This window comes from Enterobacter sp. CGMCC 5087, assembly GCF_003144775.1.
Lineage (GTDB): Bacteria > Pseudomonadota > Gammaproteobacteria > Enterobacterales > Enterobacteriaceae > Enterobacter > Enterobacter cloacae_M.
On sequence record NZ_QFXN01000221.1, the window covers coordinates 65,878 to 85,527 of the forward strand.

Below are 19,650 nucleotides of genomic sequence, written 5' to 3' on the forward strand. Positions count from 1 at the left end.
GCATCCCGCTATACTGCTGATTACTTGAAGGAAAAAGTGTTCATATCGCGGGGGATTTATGCTTCTCGAACGTGTGGAAATTGTCGGGTTTCGCGGTATTAACCGCCTGTCGCTGCAGCTGGAGCAGAACAACGTCCTGATCGGCGAGAACGCGTGGGGTAAGTCCAGCCTGCTGGATGCATTGACGCTATTGCTTTCGCCCGAAGACGATCTGTATCACTTCGTTCGCGACGATTTCTGGTTTCCGCCCGGCGACGTAACGGGGCGCGAGAAGCACCTGCATATCATCCTGACGTTCCGCGAATCCGAACCCGGACGTCACCGCGTGCGTCGCTTCCGCCCGCTGTCACCCTGCTGGGTGCCTTGCGATGACGGTTTCCACCGGATTTTCTATCGGCTTGAAGGTGAGATGGCGGAGAACGAGGGGGTACTCACTCTGCGTGATTTTCTCGATGAGAAAGCCAACCCGATCCCGCTGGACAATATCGACGATCTGGCCCGCCACCTGATCCGCCTGACGCCGGTGTTACGCCTGCGCGATGCGCGCTTTATGCGGCGTATTCGTAACGGTACCGTACCGAATATGCCGGAAGTGGAGGTTACCGCCCGCGAGCTGGATTTTCTGGCAAGAGAGCTGGTGTCGCGTCCGCAGAATCTGACCGATGGTCAAATCCGACAGGGGTTGTCCGCGATGGTGCAACTCCTGGAGCACTATTTTTCCGAGCAGGGCACCTCGGAGTCCCGCCATCGTCTGATGCGCCGCCGCTCTCATGATGAGCAGCGAAGCTGGCGCTATCTGGACATCATTAACCGGATGATCGACCGGCCCGGCGGCCGTACCCATCGGGTGATTCTGCTGGGGCTGTTTTCAACGCTTCTGCAGGCCAAAGGCACCGTTCGTCTTGACCGGGACGCCCGGCCTCTGCTGCTGGTGGAAGACCCGGAAACGCGCCTGCATCCCATCATGCTCTCCGTGGCCTGGCATCTGCTGAACCTGCTGCCGCTCCAGCGCATTACGACCACCAATTCCGGAGAGTTATTATCGCTGACGCCGGTTGAACACGTCTGTCGCCTGGTGCGTGAATCCTCCCGCGTCTCCGCTTTCCGGCTTGGGCCGGGCGGTTTGAATGCGGAAGACGGGCGGCGCATCGCGTTTCATATTCGCTTTAACCGGGCGTCGTCGCTCTTTGCCCGCTGCTGGCTGCTGGTGGAGGGGGAAACGGAAACCTGGGTCATCAACGAGCTGGCGCGCCAGTGCGGCCACCACTTTGATGCGGAAGGCATTAAGGTAATCGAATTCGCGCAGTCGGGATTAAAGCCGCTGATAAAATTCGCCCGCCGGATGGGGATCGAGTGGCACGTTCTGGTAGACGGTGATGAGGCGGGTAAAAAATATGCCTCGACCGTGCGGAGCCTGCTGAATAACGAGCGCGAGGAAGAGCGCGACCACTTAACCATGCTCCCCGCGATGGACATGGAACACTTTATGTATCGTCAGGGGTTCGACGACGTCTTCCACCGCATTGCCATGGTGCCGGTCGATGTCCCGATGAACATGCGGCGGGTGATCGCCAAAGCCATTCACCGTTCGTCAAAACCGGATTTAGCCATTGAAGTGGCGACAGAAGCGGGTAGGCGGGGCGTGGAGGCGGTACCGACCCTGCTGCGGAAGATGTTCTCCCGCGTGCTGTGGCTGGCACGCGGGAAAGCGGATTAGCGTTGGGTCGCCTGTTTCATCTGCTGAATCAGGCTATCCAGCAGCGCGTAGCGGCGGCGATATTCGGCGCGTTTTTTGCTGGCGATCTCTTCCATCGGTTTACGCGGCATGACGAGTGGCAGCATAAAATTACCGTTATCCTGCTTTTCACCGCCGATGGAGAGCCAGAAACTGTCGTAATCGGCCAACAGTTTGCCCTCTTTTTTCTTGCGGTAGCGCCAGCTGCGATAAATATGGGTATCGTTACTGACGGCGACAATCTGCTCTACCGGGAACGCGGCGCCGAGCGTTATGGCGGCCTCGACCAGCAGACGTTTCGGGAACAGGCCGTGGCAGGCTTTCGTCGCTCCCTGGATCAGCTCATGGGGAACATGCGCTTTTGCGCCCTGCAAGCCGCCAATGAACAGCGTCGATTTTCCCTCAAACTGGCATAGCGTAAAGGTCATCTCCGCCAGCGCCGTATTTTGACTGTCACAGAAAACGAGGGTAGCTTCTCCCTCTTTATCCATAAACGCGTCGGCACACAGTCGGACGGTAAATTGCTGTTCATCTTTTCCGGTTAAGGTCAGCAGAGTCACGCCCTGCTTTGAAAGGTAACCCTTTGTCAGCGTCGCCGGCAGCTGGCGGCACATCATCTGATAGTGCCAGGACAGCGATTCCAGCACACGCTGTCGATCCATATTGACCGTTAACCACGGACGATGAAGGCGGCAGGGCAGCCCAGGCTGAACCTGGAGCATTTGCATCAGGTGCGGATGTTTCGCAAGATCAGACAGCAGGCGAGCGGTGCTGAGCGGTGTCGCCAGTGAACGCAGCATGAACTTGCGTCGATAGGCGGGTTTTTCCCATGCCAGCCCGGGTGCGATCTCACCGAAAGCCAGGTTTTTGAAGAGCTGCCAGCCGGATTTTGGCTGCGGCAGGTTTGAAAGTGATGTATCGACGATAGAAGACATGGTAGATCCTGATCCTTTTGGAATATCGCTATTTCAGCAGGAGAAATGTCAACATCTCGTAAACAAATTAGGACGATTTCGGAGAACAGGGCTTTCGTTGAAGAGTCGTTTAGTTAGAATCAACGCTTATCATTGCCAGAACATTTATTTGGAATATTTATGAACCTCAAGGGAAAACGCAGAACGCTGTTTCTGCTGCTGGCGGTCGTGGTTTTAGCCGGTGGGTACTGGCTATGGCAGGTGCTGAATGCGCCGGTGCCGCAGTATCAGACGCTGATTGTTCGCCCGGGCGAACTGCAGCAAAACGTCCTCGCGACGGGCAAGCTTGACGCGCTGCGCAAGGTTGACGTCGGCGCTCAGGTCAGCGGCCAGTTGAAAACGCTGTCGGTTGAGATTGGCGACAAGGTGAAAAAAGGCCAGCTGCTCGGCGTTATCGATCCTGAGCAGGCTGAGAACCAGATCCGCGAGGTGGAAGCCACGCTGATGGAGCTGCGCGCGCAGCGTGCCCAGGCTCTGGCAGAACGTAACCTGGCTCAGGTAACGTTGACCCGTCAGCAGGCGCTGGCCAAAACCCAGGCTATTTCGAAACAGGATTTAGATACTGCCACCACTGAACTGGCGGTGAAACAGGCGCAGATTGGCACGATTGACGCGCAGATCAAACGCAATCAGGCCTCGCTGGATACGGCGAAAACCAACCTCGACTACACCAAAATCGTCGCACCGATGGCGGGCGAAGTGACCCAGATCACCACGCTGCAGGGCCAGACGGTGATTGCCGCGCAGCAGGCGCCGAACATTCTGACCCTGGCGGACATGAGCACCATGCTGGTCAAAGCCCAGGTCTCAGAGGCGGATGTGATCCATCTTAAGCCGGGGCAGAACGCCTGGTTTACGGTGCTTGGCGACCCGCAGACGCGCTACGAAGGCGTGCTGAAGGACATTCTGCCGACGCCGGAGAAAGTTAACGACGCAATTTTTTACTATGCCCGCTTTGAGGTGCCAAACCCGCAGGGCGTGCTGCGTCTGGACATGACCGCACAGGTGCATATCCAGCTGACAGGCGTGAAGAACGTGCTGACCATTCCGCTCTCTGCGCTCGGCGAGTCCGCCGGGGAGAGCCGTTATAAAGTGAAAGTGCTGCGCAACGGCGAAACGCGCGAGCGCGAGGTCGTGATCGGCGCGCGCAACGACACCGACGTGGTGGTGGTGAAAGGACTGGAAGAGGGCGAGGAGGTTGTTGTCAGCGAAAGCCTGCCCGGAGCCGCTAAATGACGGCGCTGCTTGAGCTGAATAACATTCGTCGCAGCTATCCGTCAGGCGACGGCCCGGTGGAGGTGCTGAAGGGCATCTCCCTGCGCGTGGAGGCGGGCGAGATGGTGGCGATTGTCGGCGCGTCGGGTTCCGGTAAATCGACGCTGATGAACATTCTCGGCTGTCTGGATAAACCGACCAGCGGGACCTATCGCGTGGCCGGGACGGATGTCTCCACGCTGGACGGCGACGCGCTGGCGAAGCTGCGCCGGGAACACTTCGGCTTTATCTTCCAGCGTTACCATCTGCTTTCTCACCTGAATGCGGCGCAGAACGTGGAGGTTCCCGCGGTCTATGCGGGCGTCGAGCGGAAGAAACGGCTTGAGCGCGCGCAGATGCTGCTGACGCGTCTGGGGCTGGCGGAGCGGGTGGAGTACCAGCCCTCGCAGCTGTCCGGCGGCCAGCAGCAGCGCGTGAGTATTGCCCGTGCGCTGATGAACGGCGGGCAGGTGATCCTCGCGGATGAACCGACCGGGGCGCTCGACAGCCATTCCGGTGAAGAGGTGATGGCGATCCTCCATCAGCTTCGCGATCAGGGGCACACGGTGATTATCGTTACCCACGACCCGCAGGTGGCGGCGCAGGCGGAACGCATTATTGAGATCCACGACGGCGAGCTGGTCAGCAATCCACCGCCGCGCGAGTCCAGGGCTGCGGCGCCGAAAGAAGCGCTACCGGCATCAACCGGCTGGGGACAGTTCTCCAGCGGCTTTCGCGAGGCGCTGACCATGGCCTGGCTGGCGATGGCGGCCAATAAAATGCGTACCCTGCTGACGATGCTCGGCATCATCATCGGTATCGCCTCGGTGGTGTCGATCGTGGTGGTGGGCGACGCGGCCAAGCAGCTGGTGCTGGCCGATATCCGCGCCATCGGCACCAATACCATTGACGTTTATCCCGGCAAAGACTTTGGCGACGACGAGCCGCAGTACCAGCAGGCGCTGAAATACGACGATCTGGCGGCGATTCAGAAGCAGCCGTGGGTGAACTCCGCCACGCCTGCGGTTTCGCAGAACCTGCGTCTGCGCGTGGGCAACGTTGACGTGGCCGCCAGCGCTAACGGCGTCAGCGGAGACTACTTCAACGTCTACGGCATGACCTTCAGCGAAGGCGCCACCTTTAACGCCGAGCAGCTGGCTGGCAGGGCGCAGGTGGTGGTGCTGGACGCGAACTCGCGCAGGCAGCTCTTCCCCAATAAAGCCAGCGTGGTAGGCGAAGTGATCCTGGTCGGCAACATGCCTGCCACGGTCATCGGCGTGGCGGAAGAGAAGCAGTCGATGTTTGGCAGCAGCAAAATCCTGCGCGTCTGGCTGCCCTACACCACCATCTCAGGGCGGATTATGGGGCAGTCATGGCTCAACTCCATCACCGTACGCGTGAAGGAGGGCTACGACAGCGCGCTGGCCGAACAGCAGCTTGAACGGCTGTTAACCCTGCGCCACGGGAAGAAAGATTTCTTCACCTGGAATATGGACGGCCTCTTGAAAACGGCGGAAAAGACCACACGTACTCTTCAGCTGTTCCTCACGCTGGTGGCGGTGATCTCGCTGGTCGTCGGCGGTATCGGGGTGATGAATATCATGCTGGTGTCGGTCACCGAACGTACCCGGGAGATCGGCATTCGCATGGCGGTCGGCGCCCGGGCCAGCGACGTGCTGCAGCAGTTTTTGATTGAAGCGGTGCTGGTGTGTCTGGTCGGCGGGGCGATGGGCATTGCGCTCTCAATGATGATCGCGTTCGCGCTCCAGCTCTTTTTACCCGGCTGGGAGATTGGCTTCTCGCCGGTCGCCATTATTACCGCATTTTTGTGTTCGACCTTTACCGGCATTTTGTTTGGCTGGTTGCCCGCCCGCAACGCGGCGCGGCTGGATCCGGTGGACGCGCTGGCTCGGGAATAACCCGAAAATAAAAATGCCAGCCGATCGGGCTGGCATTTTGACTGCGGGATGTACACAATAAAACAGAGAGCTATGCAACCGTCTCTGCTTCAACGGGTACGATTAGGCTTGCATGATTGCCTTTTGGTCCCTGATGTACATCGAACCGGACGGACTGCCCGGCTTTGAGCGTTCTGTAACCATCCATCTGAATGGTGGAATAGTGAGCGAAGATATCCTCGCCGCCGCCTTCGGGGCAGATGAAGCCAAACCCTTTGGCGTTGTTGAACCACTTAACAGTACCCATTTCCATGCTTCGACATCCTTCGTAAATCTTATAAGTTAAGATGGAATGAACCGGTGGTGGAGTGGGGGCTGTTCAAAACCTCGCCATCTCACGCTTGTACAATTTAGAGAAACGAAAGAAGTCGTCAAGCGTTTGGCGCTGGAGATGGGACAATAATCAACCAAAGTTTGAAGCAGTTAACGCTATTGCAACAGTTTGTGACAGACATCGCGGATGACAGTAATAGATGATTGTTATCTAACATCTGAGGTAGATTCAAAGTGGTTATGCATAATGGGTAAGACCAACGATTGGCTGGATTTCGACCAGCTGGCGGAAGACAAAGTGCACGACGCGCTAAAACCGCCATCTATGTATAAAGTTATGTTAATGAACGATGATTACACGCCGATGGAATTTGTTATTGACGTGCTACAAAAGTTCTTTTCTTATGATGTAGAACGTGCAACGCAACTGATGCTTACCGTTCATTATCGTGGCAAAGCTATCTGCGGCATCTTCACAGCCGAAGTGGCGGAAACCAAAGTGGCGATGGTGAACGACTATGCGAGGGAGAACGAGCATCCGTTGCTGTGTACGCTGGAAAAGGCCTGATAAGGCATAAAATTGGGGGAGGTGCCTATGCTCAATCAAGAACTGGAACTCAGTTTAAACATGGCTTTCGCCAGAGCGCGTGAGCACCGACATGAGTTTATGACCGTCGAGCATTTACTGCTCGCACTGCTTAGCAACCCATCTGCCCGCGAAGCGCTGGAAGCCTGCTCCGTGGATCTGGTGGCGCTACGTCAGGAACTCGAAGCCTTCATCGAACAAACCACACCGGTGCTGCCAGCCAGTGAAGAAGAGCGCGACACGCAGCCGACGCTCAGCTTCCAGCGCGTGCTGCAGCGCGCGGTATTCCACGTTCAGTCTTCCGGGCGTAGCGAAGTGACTGGCGCAAACGTCTTAGTAGCCATCTTCAGCGAGCAGGAGTCACAGGCTGCCTACCTGCTGCGCAAACACGAAGTCAGCCGCCTCGACGTGGTTAACTTTATTTCTCACGGAACGCGCAAAGACGAGCCTAACCAGGCATCGGATTCCAGCAATCAGGTCAATAACAATGAAGAGCAAGCAGGCGGGGAGGATCGTATGGAAAACTTCACCACCAACCTTAACCAGCTTGCTCGCGTTGGCGGTATCGACCCGCTGATTGGTCGCGATAAAGAGCTGGAGCGCGCGATCCAGGTGCTGTGCCGTCGCCGCAAGAACAACCCGCTGCTGGTGGGCGAGTCAGGCGTGGGTAAAACCGCAATTGCCGAAGGGCTTGCCTGGCGAATTGTGCAGGGCGACGTGCCGGAAGTGATTGCCGACTGCACCATCTACTCGCTGGATATCGGCTCGCTGCTGGCGGGCACCAAGTACCGCGGTGATTTTGAAAAACGCTTCAAGGCGCTGTTAAAACAGCTGGAGCAGGACACCAACAGTATCCTGTTTATCGATGAGATCCACACTATCATCGGCGCAGGTGCGGCCTCCGGTGGCCAGGTGGATGCCGCGAACCTGATCAAACCGCTGCTCTCCAGCGGCAAGATCCGCGTGATTGGCTCCACGACCTACCAGGAGTTCAGCAACATCTTTGAGAAAGACCGTGCGCTGGCGCGCCGCTTCCAGAAAATCGACGTGACCGAACCGTCCGTCGAGGAAACGGTGCAGATCATCAACGGCCTGAAGCCGAAGTACGAAGCGCACCACGACGTGCGTTACACCGCGAAAGCGGTACGTGCGGCGGTGGAGCTGGCGGTGAAATACATCAATGACCGTCACCTGCCGGATAAGGCGATTGACGTGATTGATGAGGCCGGGGCGCGTGCACGCCTGATGCCGGCCAGCAAGCGTAAGAAAACCGTTAACGTGGCGGATATTGAGTCCGTGGTGGCCCGCATCGCGCGTATCCCTGAGAAGAGCGTTTCTCAGAGCGACCGCGACACGCTGCGCACCCTCGGCAATCGCCTGAAAATGCTGGTCTTTGGTCAGGATAAGGCCATTGAGGCCTTAACCGAAGCGATCAAGATGGCCCGCGCCGGGCTGGGGCATGACCACAAGCCTGTCGGTTCCTTCCTGTTCGCTGGCCCAACCGGCGTGGGGAAAACCGAGGTGACGGTTCAGCTCTCCAAAGCGCTGGGCATTGAGCTGCTGCGCTTTGATATGTCCGAGTATATGGAGCGTCACACCGTCAGCCGTTTGATTGGTGCGCCTCCGGGCTACGTAGGCTTTGACCAGGGCGGCCTGCTCACCGACGCGGTGATCAAGCATCCGCACGCGGTCCTGCTGCTCGATGAAATCGAGAAGGCGCACCCGGACGTGTTCAACATCCTGCTGCAGGTGATGGACAACGGGACGCTGACCGACAACAACGGGCGCAAGGCGGACTTCCGCAACGTGGTGCTGGTGATGACCACCAACGCCGGCGTGCGTGAAACCGAGCGTAAATCCATCGGCCTGATCCACCAGGACAACAGCACCGATGCGATGGAGGAGATCAAGAAGATCTTCACGCCGGAGTTCCGTAACCGTCTGGACAACATTATCTGGTTCGATCACCTGTCTACCGAGGTGATCCATCAGGTTGTGGACAAGTTCATCGTCGAACTGCAGGTTCAGCTGGATCAGAAAGGCGTGTCGCTGGAAGTGAGCCAGGAGGCCCGCAACTGGCTGGCCGAGAAAGGCTACGACCGTGCGATGGGTGCCCGTCCGATGGCGCGCGTGATTCAGGACAACCTGAAGAAGCCGCTGGCAAACGAGCTGCTGTTTGGCTCGCTGGTGGACGGCGGTCAGGTGACCGTGGCGCTGGACCAGGCGAAGAACGAACTGACGTACGATTTCCAGAGCGCGGCGAAGCACAAGCCGGAAGCGGCTCACTGAGTTAAACGTTAATGTTAAAAACCGGGCATTTGCCCGGTTTTTTTTATGCCTGCCAAGGTAAAAGCAAAACGACAACAGTGTTGTCGTTTTTAGTGTTTTCTCCCTCTCCCTGTGGGAGAGGGCTGGGGTGAGGGCAACAGACCGCAGAGGAATTTTGCGAGGCGCTTTCCAGTTTCTTTCGAAGTCAGTTGCTGGATAAATCCACAGTAATAAAATGGCGGCGCACCTGCAAAATCAGGTGTCAGGATTGGCGTCCTGATTACACACGAGAAATGATGTTGATACGTCAACTATCATCAGGTTCGTTCACACTTTTGAAAGCTAGCGATATAATCCGCAGACTCAATTATGGTGGGCTGAACCGGGGCTTCTTTTGAAGCGCCGATTTTCCCGTGTGGGTCGGTACGCCAAACCGGTTCAGTCTGCCACCTGAGTTGGCGTTCGGGTGGAGATCCCATCATTTCACACGGAGTCATAATCAAATGGAACATAACAATCTTTCACTGCTTTATAGCGAACTCTCCCTCAACCCCGATCTCCCAACCCTTGCAGAGCGCTGCAAATTGTTCACCGAAATCCTCCTCGATTGCACATCACTCCCACAAACGCAGCCCATCTGTCGCTGCCTTGGGGCGTATCTGGAAGAAATGAAATCCGGCCTCACAGAGTCAATGCGTGATTTTCAGGTGGTGGAATTTGAGGACGAAGCGGAACAACCGAGACAAAAAGAGTGGCTGCTTGAAGACACCGAAGCACAGTGTGATTACTGTCGGGCGTTAAACCACATACTGCTGGTATCGCATTTTGACCGCGATATGTTGCCGCACCTGACTGGGCTACTCCATAACATTACGCATTCGATGGCCGCAGATGTCGTTGCACCTCAAAGTGCAGAAACGGTAATTCACATTATTTCCTGACGTCGATCCGAGGCGTCGGGGGAGTTGCTCTGACGCCAAATGGATTAATTTTCGGAAAAGTGTGTGTTACAGGAAGACGTTAATAACTTTTGATGACACTAAAAAATAGTGCAGTTCGCTGCCGTACAGCTCGCGTTATGTGGTCCTTAACTGCCTGAATTTTCCTTCATCTGTTGGTTATAAATACAGCCAAGACCCACTAAATGCTGGCTCACTACCCGTGCCCCATAGTTATGACACTGTAATGACCATGGATGGGATTTCAGCCAGACAGCAAACGCAGTGCAGTATGCAAGTGAAATCAACGCGGGCTCCGCTGTACTTTGCTGTCCGGTCAGTAGGCCAATCATCTTGCATACCTCGCCATTATCCCAACGCTGCCACACATTTTTCCACCATCCCATTTTCCAGCTACCTGTAAGGCAAAATGCTTTGTCAGAGAGATTGGCCTTTTCATTCTTTTCAGATACAAACCAAAGATCGGTTTTTCCAAGTCGGACTTCTGTTGACCAGGCAGTTATAGCCCCGCCGCGCAAAACGCACTCATGGGCGAGATAATGATCGGTTACACCCGGGAAGCGTCGTTTTAATCGCTGGAAATGACTGTGTATGGTAATGACAGGACGGACTATGCTTCCCCGGTCGTTTCGCTTAAGCTCGGCACTACCGTACTGAATTTCATCAAATTGACTCCGTTTAAGAAATTGCATTTCTTGCTCCCGAATAAGATCGGTATCGCTCGACGGTAGTATCGAAGAAGGGAAAGACTTAGAACCCTGATAGAGCAATGAATCACCTACCTTCCAGTCGCAATAGTTGGTTGTTATTTGAATAATTTTGCCGGAGTCAGCATCGGCACTGATCACAACATACAGTTTCTGCCTGGTAGAATGACCCTGAAACGGTATAACCATTGTGGTCGTTGACACCCTTGTTAGCGCAGGGAGTGAAACATGCAGATCGCGCTCGAACCCGTTAACCGCTTGCGCAAGCACCCTTTGGTTTGTCGTTTCACCAGAGTGCACCCCTTGTTCGAGCTGGGAAAGAAGGGTGATATTTTTATTCAGGCCTACAGCATTGTCATAGTGTGGAGTAAATACATAACGGCAGGTACAACATTGAAAGCGGGGTGTTCTGGCTTTTGTGTATCCATAGCGAATGATGTGCGCTGTAAAACAGCGGGGACAACCTTGTCCTGTATTTCCTAATTTTCGTTGCATGAATTGACTGAACCACTCGTCACATTCTTTTGTATTAAACAGTGGAGGAAGACTGCCACATTTTTGACATTCAAGTGCTGCGTAGCCCAGACGATAAACAGGAAAAACATAATCACTCGCATCTGGTATTCCGAGATTTGGACATGACCAGCTTTTGCAAACATTGAGATCTATTTTTTGAGCGGATTCCATGTGCTTCACCAACTGATTCTGTTAGTCGTAAATTTTCGCGTCTCCCTTTTCCATATGTCGTGAGAAGGTTCACAAAATCTGTTTTTTGCTAATCGATAATGAAATTCTTTCTTTAATTCGAGAGTTAAAAATGAAAAAAACAGTAATCGCGGTTTTATTACTATCGGGATATGCTTCGCTAAGTCCAGCGCAGGACGTTACCGTCATTTATACCAATGACCTGCATGCACATGTTGAGCCCTATAAACTCCCTTATGTTGCAGAAGGTAAAAGAGCTGTCGGTGGCTTCGCAAATATTGCGACTTACGTTAAGCAAGAAAAGCAAAAAAATAAGGCTACTTTTTATTTCGATGCTGGAGATTACTTTACCGGTCCATACATTAGCAGCCTGACAAAAGGGCGGGCAATCATAGATATTATGAATACAATGTCATTTGATGCTGCGTCTGTCGGCAATCATGAGTTCGACCATGGTTGGGATAATACGCTGATACAGCTCAGTCAGGCTAAATTCCCGATACTGTTAGGTAACGTGTTTTATAAAAATAGCAATGTCCTTTTCTGGAATAAGCCGTATACAATCCTTGAAAAGGGTGGCGTTAAAATTGGGGTCATTGGGTTGCATGGCGTATTCGCTTTCGATGATACCGTTTCATCGTCAATGCGTCAGGGTATTGAAGCGCGTGACGAGGTGAAATATCTCCAGCGTTATTTGGATGAACTACGTGGAAAAGTAGATATAACCGTTGCACTCATGCATGAAGGTTTCCCTGCACGCCAGTCCAGTATCGGCAATACTGATGTCAAACGCGCCCTTGATAAGGATATCCAGACGGCGAAACAGGTGAAAGGACTGGATATTCTGATTACCGGACATGCGCATGTTGGGACGCCGGAGCCGCTTAAAGTAGATAACACGCTGGTGCTTTCGACTGATAGTGGTGGGATTGATATTGGTAAACTGGTCCTGGATGTGGATCTAAAAAAACATCACAACAAAATAAAAAGCTTCGAACTTAAAACCCTTTACGCTGATGAATGGAAACCCGATCCGGCAACTCAGAGTGTTATTGATAGCTGGAATAAAAAGCTCTCCGAAACGGTTCGCCAAAAAGTTGGAGAGACGCCTGTTACGCTTACGCGCGCCTACGGGGAATCATCTTCGCTGGGCAATTTATTTACCGATGCAATGCTTGCTGCTGCGCCTGATGCGCAACTGGCGCTCACTAATTCAGGTGGTCTGCGTGCTGATTTGAATGCCGGTCCGATAACCCTCGGCGATGTTATTAGCGCGTTCCCGTTTCCAAATGAGCTAACCATAATGGATTTGAAAGGGAAATCCTTACGAAATCTTATGGAGCACAGTGCATCACTCACTAACGGTGTTTTGCAGATGTCGAAAGGACTGGAGATGCGCTACGACCAACATAAACCTGTCGGGCAACGCGTTGTGCTACTTACGCTTAATGGCAAGCCAATTGTAGACTCTGATACCTATCGCGTAGCGACAAATAGTTTCCTTGCCCCTGGTGGTGATGGCTTTACTGCATTCATTGATGGTCAGAACAAACAGGTAAAAGGTGGATATAACCTTTCCAATGCGGTTATTGATTATCTGGTGAAAGGAAATAAGATCATACCCCAACAGGTGAATGAGATGCGAGTAAAAGAAGTTACACAGTAATAATTAACAACAGGTGAATAATATGGCAATTACCTATCTTGGAATGGATCTCGCTCCTGCTAACAACCAGCTTGCGGTCTATCTGAAGTTTATAATTGATGAAGAGGCAACATATTCCTATAAGGTTCTGGGAAGATCGACTAGCACGACAAGTTTAGATTTTACGTATTCTTCAAGTGACATTATCACTTTACCTGAGATAAAAGTTCCAGTTATTGGGCTGTACGCAAACTACCTTAACCAAGTGCAGGTTATCTTTAAAAACCTTAGCGGAGTGGAAATTTTTAATCAAATCATCCAAGTAAGCACACAGGAACAACTCTACCGCGATGGGACAATTTTCCATATCGATATTGAGCAAACGGATCCCGCTAACTTCACGACCGTATGGGGAAACAGTTGGTTAATGACAACCAATTGTGATGGCTACGACCGGAACGGCGATCTTCGCTGCTATTATGCTCAGCCCTACCGTAACCAGATGCTAAAAACGCATAAAGGTTATTTCTATATCGGCAGTGATGAAGATGAACATTGGTATGGGCGACGCTTTTTCAAAATCGATATTTTGGGCAACGAGATTCTGGAATTTGATTTACGTGACCGCGATGGCAACCGCTATGCTAACACCCACGATCTGATCTGGGATTCAGCTGGTAATCTCTTCATGATTGGTAATGATAACCCGGACCGTTCTACCAATACTATGCGACAGGATGCATCAATATTAAAATTTGATGAAAAGACAGGCGTGATGCTGTGGGCAAAAAATTACACTCGTGCTTTTGATAATACGAAGATCCTGAATAATAGTCCCACAAACGATGCTCACCTTAACTCGCTTTCCTGGATCCCCGCGGGTGAGGCAAATGCTGAAGCGATTGTTGTTCATACTCGCTCTGCAGGCCTGACGTTTGGTATTTCTCCTGCCGATGGTAAGATGCTGTGGAGTATTAATACAGGGGGGTTTAACAGTAATTTCGCTGCAGGACAGGGCGTTACGCAGATAGATACTTCCGGTATAGCGGATTTTGAAAATGGTGCTCATACCGTATTTGTCACTAAAAATAGCGCTTTTGCTGGGTTAAGCAATGAGACTGAAGGGAAATTTGTTCTTTCGCTATTTGATAATCGCTCCTGCGTCGATAATGAAGGCAATGCAGTTACTCGAGATATTACGCTTGATTCAACGGCTGTTTTTTACAAAACCGATCCTGCGAGAGTCGTTTTCTATGCTGTTGATCTCGTCGCCAATACAGCAACCCAGGCTCACGAAAGTTTCGAGTTACCTTCCGATCGTGTTCCTCAAGTCACTGATTTTATGGGGGCAGCAATAGATTATGGTGACTACTATGGCATCTACACCAACCATGCGCGCTCTTTCTTTATCAGCGATGTGACAGGCCATATTATTGCCACAATCTACGATTTGATTTGCTCGCTGGATGGCTATCCAGAGTTCCCTGGCGAATGCTATCGGGCAAGGTTGTTTGCAAAAGACGAGCTTGATGCTTTGATAAATATAGGTTATCAGGTGGCAAACGGCTGATAGCATAGCCAGACACAGCCATTAAAAGGGCATTGCGGCTGCTAATGTCGGTCACTTACAGTGGCTGGCCTTGCTGTCGACCAGACAGCCTGACGCTGAAACGAACGGCTAAATAATTGTTCAAATAATCACCTGCAGCACAAAAAAAGTAAGGCCGGGAAAATCCCGGCCTTATTTAATATTCATCTGCCATTACAGGCGAAAACAATTAGCGACTACGGAAGACAATGCGGCCTTTGCTCAGGTCGTACGGGGTCAGTTCAACAGTCACTTTGTCGCCCGTCAAAATGCGGATGTAGTTTTTGCGCATTTTACCGGAGATGTGCGCAGTTACCACGTGACCGTTTTCCAGCTCTACGCGAAACATGGTATTAGGCAACGTATCAAGTACGGTACCCTGCATTTCAATATTGTCTTCTTTGGCCATCTAATCCTCTGGGGTATCACTACCAAGTTTTGAACCGGCAAGATAATGCCGAAATTCATCAATTAAGTAAAGAATTGCGCGATTAAAACGCAGCAAAACAGTTTCGGCGCATTGCCCAAGCGTCACGGTACAACCGAACAGGAAGCGCATTCGTAAAGGGGAGACAACAGGATAAACGTCAGGACGTTATCTGAAGCGAGGGTCCCAAACGGCGGCGGGGCAACAGGCAGAAGCTACTCTGCGGCATAATTATAACACCCTCACAAAAAATATGCGGAAAACATTTAGGCATTGGGCATAAAGAGCGTTCTCGGTATCCAGAAGTCGCGCGGGAGCTTCTCCTGACGGCTGGCATCCAGCTGTTCGATGTACTGGCGTCGCGGGATTTCAACAGCACCCAGGGAGGCCGTATGCTCGTTGAGCACCTGACAATCGATCAGGCGTCCGCCGCGCTGGGCAAACGCATCGCAGAAGACCAGCAGCGCGGTTTTCGAGGCGTTAACCGCACGAGAGAACATCGACTCGCCGCAAAACAGCGTCCCCTGCGCCACGCCGTACATGCCGCCGATGAGTGCTCCACCTTCCCACACCTCGATGGAGTGGGCGTAGCCAAGCTCATGGAGCTGGTGGTAGGCGGTAATGATATCGCGGGTTATCCATGTCCCTTCATAGCGGTCTTCTGCACAGCCTTCAATGACCTGACCAAAAGCGTGGTTGAGGGTGACGCGGTAAGGGGATTTCGCATGGAAACGCTTCATGCTGCGGCTCACGTGAAACTGCGCTGGCCACAGCACTGCACGCGGATCGGGGGACCACCATAAAATCGGATCGCCGGGGGAAAACCAGGGGAATATACCGCGCTGGTACGCCATTAATAGCCGAGCGGGGCTGAGGTCACCTCCAAGGGCCAGCAGCCCGTTGGGCTCACGCAGCGCCCCTTCCGGAGAAGGGAACGCGATGTTATGACGAGAAAGCTGGACCAGGCGCATGACAGCAAAACTCCAGTACGCGAGTAAGGACGCTACAAATATAGTCTACAGACGCTGTTTAAACTGGTAGTAGCGACCCTGTTTCGCCAACAGCTCTGCGTGACTACCTTGCTCAATAATGTGTCCGTTGTCCATCACAATTATCCGATCAAAACTCGCCAGTCCGCGCAGGCGGTGTGTGACCATCAGCACGGTTTTGCCGGTCATGACATTCGCCAGTAAATCAAGGATTTGGCTCTCGGTTGTGGCATCCAGCCCTTCGGTGGGTTCGTCGAGCAGCATCAGCGGCGCATCGTGCAGCAGCGCGCGCGCAATTGCCAGACGGCGCAGTTCACCGCCGGAGAGCTGACGGCCGCCTTCGCCCAGCCAGCTGTTCAGTCCGTCGTCCTCAAGCAGTTTTTGCAGCCCGACCTGCTCCAGCACGGCGCGAAGCGCATCATCAGAGGCCTCTGGCGCGGCCAGCAGCAGGTTATCGCGCAGGGTGGCGCTAAACAGATGCACACGCTGCGGAACGACGCTTACCGTCTTGCGCAGGGCCTGCTCGCTGAAATCGGTCAGCAACGTGTTATTAAAACGAATCTGACCGAGCTGCGGATCCCAGGCGCGAGTCAGCAACTGCAGCAGCGTCGATTTACCGCAGCCGGTACGGCCGAGGATCGCCATCCGCTGACCGGCATTAACAGAAAGGGTAATACCGTCCAGCGCGTTCTGCGCCTGTTTGTCGTAGGCGAAGGTGACATCTTCAAGCGTCAGCGCAACCTGCTCAGGTACAGCTGTCTGCCCGGCACTGAACGTGACTTCAGGTCTCTGCTCGGCAATCTGGGTGATGCGCAGGGCAGAAGCGATGACCTGTCCCAGATGCTGGAACGCGCCCGTCACCGGGGCCAGCGCTTCAAAAGCGGCCAGCGCACAGAAGACGAAAAGGGCAATAAGCGGACCCGGCTGTGTATTTCCCCCGATATCGCCGGAAGCCAGCCACAGCATGGCAATCACCGCCACGCCGCCGATTAACATCATCAGCGCCTGAGAGAAGGCCGTCAGCTCCGACTGGCGGCGCTGGGCCTCATGCCAGTTAAGCTCCGTACTTTCCATCCGCGCCCGGTAGCGCTTGCTGGCGCCAAAAATCGTCAGCTCTGCCTGCCCCTGAAGCCAGGAGGTGAGCTGCTGGCGGTAGTCCCCGCGCAGGCGCGTCAGGTTTTCCCCGGTGGATTTCCCGGCGCGGTAAAACAGCGGCGGCAGAATGATGAGCGTCAGCAGCATGATCCCGCCCAGCGTCAGCGCAACGGAAACATCCAGAACAGACAGCCCCAGCGTGACCACCACAATCACCACAAACGCGCCCACGATCGGGGAAATCACGCGCAGGTAAAGGTGATCCAGCGTGTCGACATCCGCAACGACACGGTTAAGTAACTCACCCTGACGAAAACGCGCCAGCCCGGCAGGGGAGAGGGGCAGCAGTTTGCTGAAGGTGTAGATGCGCAGATGCTGCAGCACGCGGAAAGTGGCGTCGTGGCTGACCAGCCGTTCGAAATAGCGTCCGGCAGTCCGCGTGATGGCGGTACCGCGAACACCGGCAGCCGGGAGCATATAGTTGAAGCTGTATAAACCGGCAAAGCCCGCGACGGCCGAGGCCGACAGGAACCAGCCGGAAAGGGTGAGCAGGCCAATGCTGGCGAGCAGCGTGACAATCGCCAGCACAATCCCCAGCGTCAGCATCCATTTGTGGCGTTTATAGAGCGCAAGATAAGGCAGCAGAGCACGCATCAGATGTCCTCCTGACGGTTCGCCAGCAGGGCGGCAAACGGTCCCTGCGCGGCAACGAGAGAGGCGTAATCGCCTTGCTCAACAATACGGCCGTTCTCCATGACCCAGATCTGGTCCCAGTCGGCAATCCCTTCCAGCTGATGGGTAACCATCAGGGTGGTTTGCTGCCGGGAGGCGGCGTTCAGGGCCTCCATTACGCGCTGTTCGCTGTGGGCGTCCAGGCTGGCGGCGGGCTCATCCAGCAGCATCAGATGGCATGGGTTAAGCAGCGCGCGGGCAACGGCTACGCGCTGCGCCTGTCCGACCGACAGCCCGGCGGACTGATCGCCCACCACGGTATCTACCCCCTGCGGAAGCAGCGGCAGAAACTCGCTGACCCAGGCGCGGTCGAGCACCGATTGCAGTTCATCTTCTCGCGCGTCCGGGCGCGCCAGCAGAACGTTTTCACGCAGCGTAGAGGCTGGAAGCTGCGGGTTTTGTCCTACCCAACTGAGCTGTTTACGCCAGGCATCTGGATCGAGGTTGCGCAGTTCGGTTTTGTTGATCCTCAGTGAACCCGTATAGGCCATAAAGCCGGACAGCGCATTCAGCAAAGAACTTTTACCGGAACCGCTTGTGCCGACGAGCACCACCCGTTGTCCGGCAGGTAAGGTAAAGTTCAGCGGACCCGCGAGCACTTTGCCTTCCGGTGACAGAATAGAAAAGTCCTGAGCTTCAATGGTCACGGGGTCTTTAGCATTCAGCGTCACGTCACCCCGCTCCGGGTGAGCCAGCGGCGTTTCAAGGAACGTTTTCAGGCTATCGGCTGCACCAACCGCCTGCGCTTTGGCGTGATAGAAGGTCCCCAGATCGCGGAGCGGCTGGAAAAACTCCGGGGCCAGGATCAGCGCCAGGAAACCGGCAGAAAGGGTCACCGCCGTGCCGTAATGGCCGAAATCCAGCGCGCCAAGGTAGGAGAAGCCAAAGTAGACCGCCACGAGGGCAATCGACAGCGAGGTAAAGAATTCCAGTACGCCGGAGGACAAGAAGGCAAGGCGTAACACTTCCATGGTGCGCTGACGGAAGTCCTGCGATGCCCGGCGAATATTTTCGGTTTCCGCTTCACCGCGGCCAAAAATGCGTAACGTCTCCATGCCGCGCAGACGATCGAGGAAATGACCGCTCAGGCGACCCAGTGCCAGGAAGTTACGGCGGTTGGCATCCGCTGCCCCCATGCCGACCAGCGCCATAAACAGCGGGATCAGCGGGGCGGTGCCCATCAGAATCAGCGCAGCCATCCAGTTCACCGGGAAGATGGCGATCACGATCAGCAGCGGAACGAAGACGGCAAGGGCCATCTGCGGCAGATAGCGCGCATAGTAGTCGTGCATATCGTCAATCTGCTCAAGGATCAGCGTCGCCCAGCTACCGGCCGGTTTACCCTGGATCCACGCGGGCCCGGCTTCCTGAAGGCGATCCAGCACCTGACGGCGGATCTCGTAGCGGATGTGCTGTCCGGCGTGAAAACCGACGCGCTCACGCAGCCACACCACCCAGGCGCGCAGGATAAAAATCAGGATCAGGACAATAAAAGGCAGCAACAGCGCTTCGCGCGGGATGTTCTCCATGATCATGTGATTAAGAATGCGGGCCAGCAGCCATGCCTGGGCAACAATCAACAGACCGCTAACGAACCCCAGGAGACGGGAAATCGTAAGCCAGCGGCGGGAAATAACGCTTTGCTGTTTCAGCCAGCGTGTTAACTCTTGTTGACGGGTTTTTTCCATTGCGTACTTTGCAGGTGACGTTATTAGAAATTGGGCAGCGCAATGTTACAACGGGGAGACAATAAAG

15 protein-coding genes are annotated in these 19,650 nt (G+C 54.3%); 8 read left to right on the forward strand and 7 right to left on the reverse strand.

All coding sequences use genetic code 11. The features are described 5' to 3' along the window. The first annotated feature begins 58 nt into the window (after nucleotides 1–58). Nucleotides 59–1,717 carry an ATP-dependent endonuclease gene (locus DEO48_RS18995; protein WP_029739481.1) on the forward strand — a complete coding sequence of 553 codons (1,659 nt, stop codon included), beginning with the start codon at nucleotides 59–61 and terminating at the stop codon, nucleotides 1,715–1,717. Here DEO48_RS18995 and DEO48_RS19000 read toward each other — a convergent pair. Further along, a complete protein-coding gene (locus tag DEO48_RS19000) occupies nucleotides 1,714–2,670 on the reverse strand; it encodes a VirK/YbjX family protein (protein ID WP_109846004.1) in 957 nt (318 codons plus the stop codon). The genes DEO48_RS18995 and DEO48_RS19000 overlap by 4 nt on opposite strands. Nucleotides 2,671–2,829: 159 nt before the next feature. On the opposite strand from DEO48_RS19000, the gene macA reads away from it, so the two are divergent. Next, nucleotides 2,830–3,945 (forward strand): macrolide transporter subunit MacA, encoded by a 1,116-nt coding sequence (gene macA / locus DEO48_RS19005; RefSeq protein WP_032658226.1) that lies wholly within the window; start codon nucleotides 2,830–2,832, stop codon nucleotides 3,943–3,945. After that, complete coding sequence (gene macB, locus DEO48_RS19010; RefSeq protein WP_109846005.1) at nucleotides 3,942–5,882, forward strand: macrolide ABC transporter ATP-binding protein/permease MacB; 1,941 nt, start codon at nucleotides 3,942–3,944, stop codon at nucleotides 5,880–5,882. Before macA ends, macB begins: the two co-directional genes overlap by 4 nt. A gap of 70 nt (nucleotides 5,883–5,952) precedes the next feature. On the opposite strand, the gene cspD is transcribed toward macB, so the two are convergent. Next, nucleotides 5,953–6,174, reverse strand: a complete 222-nt coding sequence (gene cspD, locus DEO48_RS19015; protein ID WP_006809408.1) for a cold shock-like protein CspD — start codon at nucleotides 6,172–6,174, stop codon at nucleotides 5,953–5,955. A gap of 267 nt (nucleotides 6,175–6,441) precedes the next feature. Here cspD and clpS point away from each other — a divergent pair, with 267 nt between their 5' ends. From clpS to DEO48_RS19030, 3 genes are all read left to right on the forward strand, one after another. Then, nucleotides 6,442–6,762 carry an ATP-dependent Clp protease adapter ClpS gene (gene clpS / locus DEO48_RS19020; RefSeq protein WP_109846006.1) on the forward strand — a complete coding sequence of 107 codons (321 nt, stop codon included), beginning with the start codon at nucleotides 6,442–6,444 and terminating at the stop codon, nucleotides 6,760–6,762. A 27-nt stretch (nucleotides 6,763–6,789) separates the two neighbouring features. Next, nucleotides 6,790–9,069, forward strand: a complete 2,280-nt coding sequence (gene clpA / locus DEO48_RS19025; RefSeq protein WP_008499992.1) for an ATP-dependent Clp protease ATP-binding subunit ClpA — start codon at nucleotides 6,790–6,792, stop codon at nucleotides 9,067–9,069. A 482-nt stretch (nucleotides 9,070–9,551) separates the two neighbouring features. After that, nucleotides 9,552–9,989: a hypothetical protein gene (locus DEO48_RS19030; RefSeq protein ID WP_109846007.1), complete on the forward strand. Its 438-nt coding sequence runs from the start codon at nucleotides 9,552–9,554 to the stop codon at nucleotides 9,987–9,989. A 146-nt stretch (nucleotides 9,990–10,135) separates the two neighbouring features. Here DEO48_RS19030 and DEO48_RS26580 read toward each other — a convergent pair whose 3' ends face one another. Further along, the gene (locus DEO48_RS26580) at nucleotides 10,136–11,410 is read right to left on the reverse strand and encodes a hypothetical protein (protein WP_146198305.1); all 1,275 of its coding nucleotides are present in this window, start codon (nucleotides 11,408–11,410) and stop codon (nucleotides 10,136–10,138) included. Between the two features lie 121 nt (nucleotides 11,411–11,531). Here DEO48_RS26580 and DEO48_RS19050 point away from each other — a divergent pair, with 121 nt between their 5' ends. Further along, nucleotides 11,532–13,085 (forward strand): bifunctional UDP-sugar hydrolase/5'-nucleotidase, encoded by a 1,554-nt coding sequence (locus DEO48_RS19050; RefSeq protein WP_109846009.1) that lies wholly within the window; start codon nucleotides 11,532–11,534, stop codon nucleotides 13,083–13,085. A 22-nt stretch (nucleotides 13,086–13,107) separates the two neighbouring features. Then, nucleotides 13,108–14,634: an aryl-sulfate sulfotransferase gene (locus tag DEO48_RS19055; RefSeq protein ID WP_109846010.1), complete on the forward strand. Its 1,527-nt coding sequence runs from the start codon at nucleotides 13,108–13,110 to the stop codon at nucleotides 14,632–14,634. Between the two features lie 208 nt (nucleotides 14,635–14,842). Here the strand turns inward: DEO48_RS19055 and infA are convergent, their stop codons facing one another. The 4 genes from infA to cydD form a co-directional block, all read right to left on the reverse strand. Then, the gene (infA, locus tag DEO48_RS19060; protein ID WP_002211347.1) at nucleotides 14,843–15,061 is read right to left on the reverse strand and encodes a translation initiation factor IF-1; all 219 of its coding nucleotides are present in this window, start codon (nucleotides 15,059–15,061) and stop codon (nucleotides 14,843–14,845) included. 284 nt (nucleotides 15,062–15,345) lie between these two features. Beyond that, entirely contained in the window at nucleotides 15,346–16,050 is a 705-nt protein-coding gene (aat, locus tag DEO48_RS19065; protein WP_109846011.1) for a leucyl/phenylalanyl-tRNA--protein transferase, read from the reverse strand. Between the two features lie 45 nt (nucleotides 16,051–16,095). Continuing rightward, entirely contained in the window at nucleotides 16,096–17,817 is a 1,722-nt protein-coding gene (gene cydC / locus DEO48_RS19070) for a cysteine/glutathione ABC transporter ATP-binding protein/permease CydC (protein ID WP_109846012.1), read from the reverse strand. Further along, complete coding sequence (gene cydD / locus DEO48_RS19075) at nucleotides 17,817–19,583, reverse strand: cysteine/glutathione ABC transporter permease/ATP-binding protein CydD (RefSeq protein ID WP_109846013.1); 1,767 nt, start codon at nucleotides 19,581–19,583, stop codon at nucleotides 17,817–17,819. Before cydD ends, cydC begins: the two co-directional genes overlap by 1 nt. Between the last annotated feature and the right edge of the window lie 67 nt (nucleotides 19,584–19,650).

Bases quoted from the DNA above. Each gene is read 5' to 3' on its own strand.
- DEO48_RS18995 (WP_029739481.1), top strand. From the start codon at position 59: ATGCTTCTCGAACGTGTGGAAATTGTCGGGTTTCGCGGTATTAACCGC.
- DEO48_RS19000 (WP_109846004.1), bottom strand. From the start codon at position 2,670: ATGTCTTCTATCGTCGATACATCACTTTCAAACCTGCCGCAGCCAAAA.
- macA (WP_032658226.1), top strand. From the start codon at position 2,830: ATGAACCTCAAGGGAAAACGCAGAACGCTGTTTCTGCTGCTGGCGGTC.
- macB (WP_109846005.1), top strand. From the start codon at position 3,942: ATGACGGCGCTGCTTGAGCTGAATAACATTCGTCGCAGCTATCCGTCA.
- cspD (WP_006809408.1), bottom strand. From the start codon at position 6,174: ATGGAAATGGGTACTGTTAAGTGGTTCAACAACGCCAAAGGGTTTGGC.
- clpS (WP_109846006.1), top strand. From the start codon at position 6,442: ATGGGTAAGACCAACGATTGGCTGGATTTCGACCAGCTGGCGGAAGAC.
- clpA (WP_008499992.1), top strand. From the start codon at position 6,790: ATGCTCAATCAAGAACTGGAACTCAGTTTAAACATGGCTTTCGCCAGA.
- DEO48_RS19030 (WP_109846007.1), top strand. From the start codon at position 9,552: ATGGAACATAACAATCTTTCACTGCTTTATAGCGAACTCTCCCTCAAC.
- DEO48_RS19050 (WP_109846009.1), top strand. From the start codon at position 11,532: ATGAAAAAAACAGTAATCGCGGTTTTATTACTATCGGGATATGCTTCG.
- DEO48_RS19055 (WP_109846010.1), top strand. From the start codon at position 13,108: ATGGCAATTACCTATCTTGGAATGGATCTCGCTCCTGCTAACAACCAG.
- infA (WP_002211347.1), bottom strand. From the start codon at position 15,061: ATGGCCAAAGAAGACAATATTGAAATGCAGGGTACCGTACTTGATACG.
- aat (WP_109846011.1), bottom strand. From the start codon at position 16,050: ATGCGCCTGGTCCAGCTTTCTCGTCATAACATCGCGTTCCCTTCTCCG.
- cydC (WP_109846012.1), bottom strand. From the start codon at position 17,817: ATGCGTGCTCTGCTGCCTTATCTTGCGCTCTATAAACGCCACAAATGG.
- cydD (WP_109846013.1), bottom strand. From the start codon at position 19,583: ATGGAAAAAACCCGTCAACAAGAGTTAACACGCTGGCTGAAACAGCAA.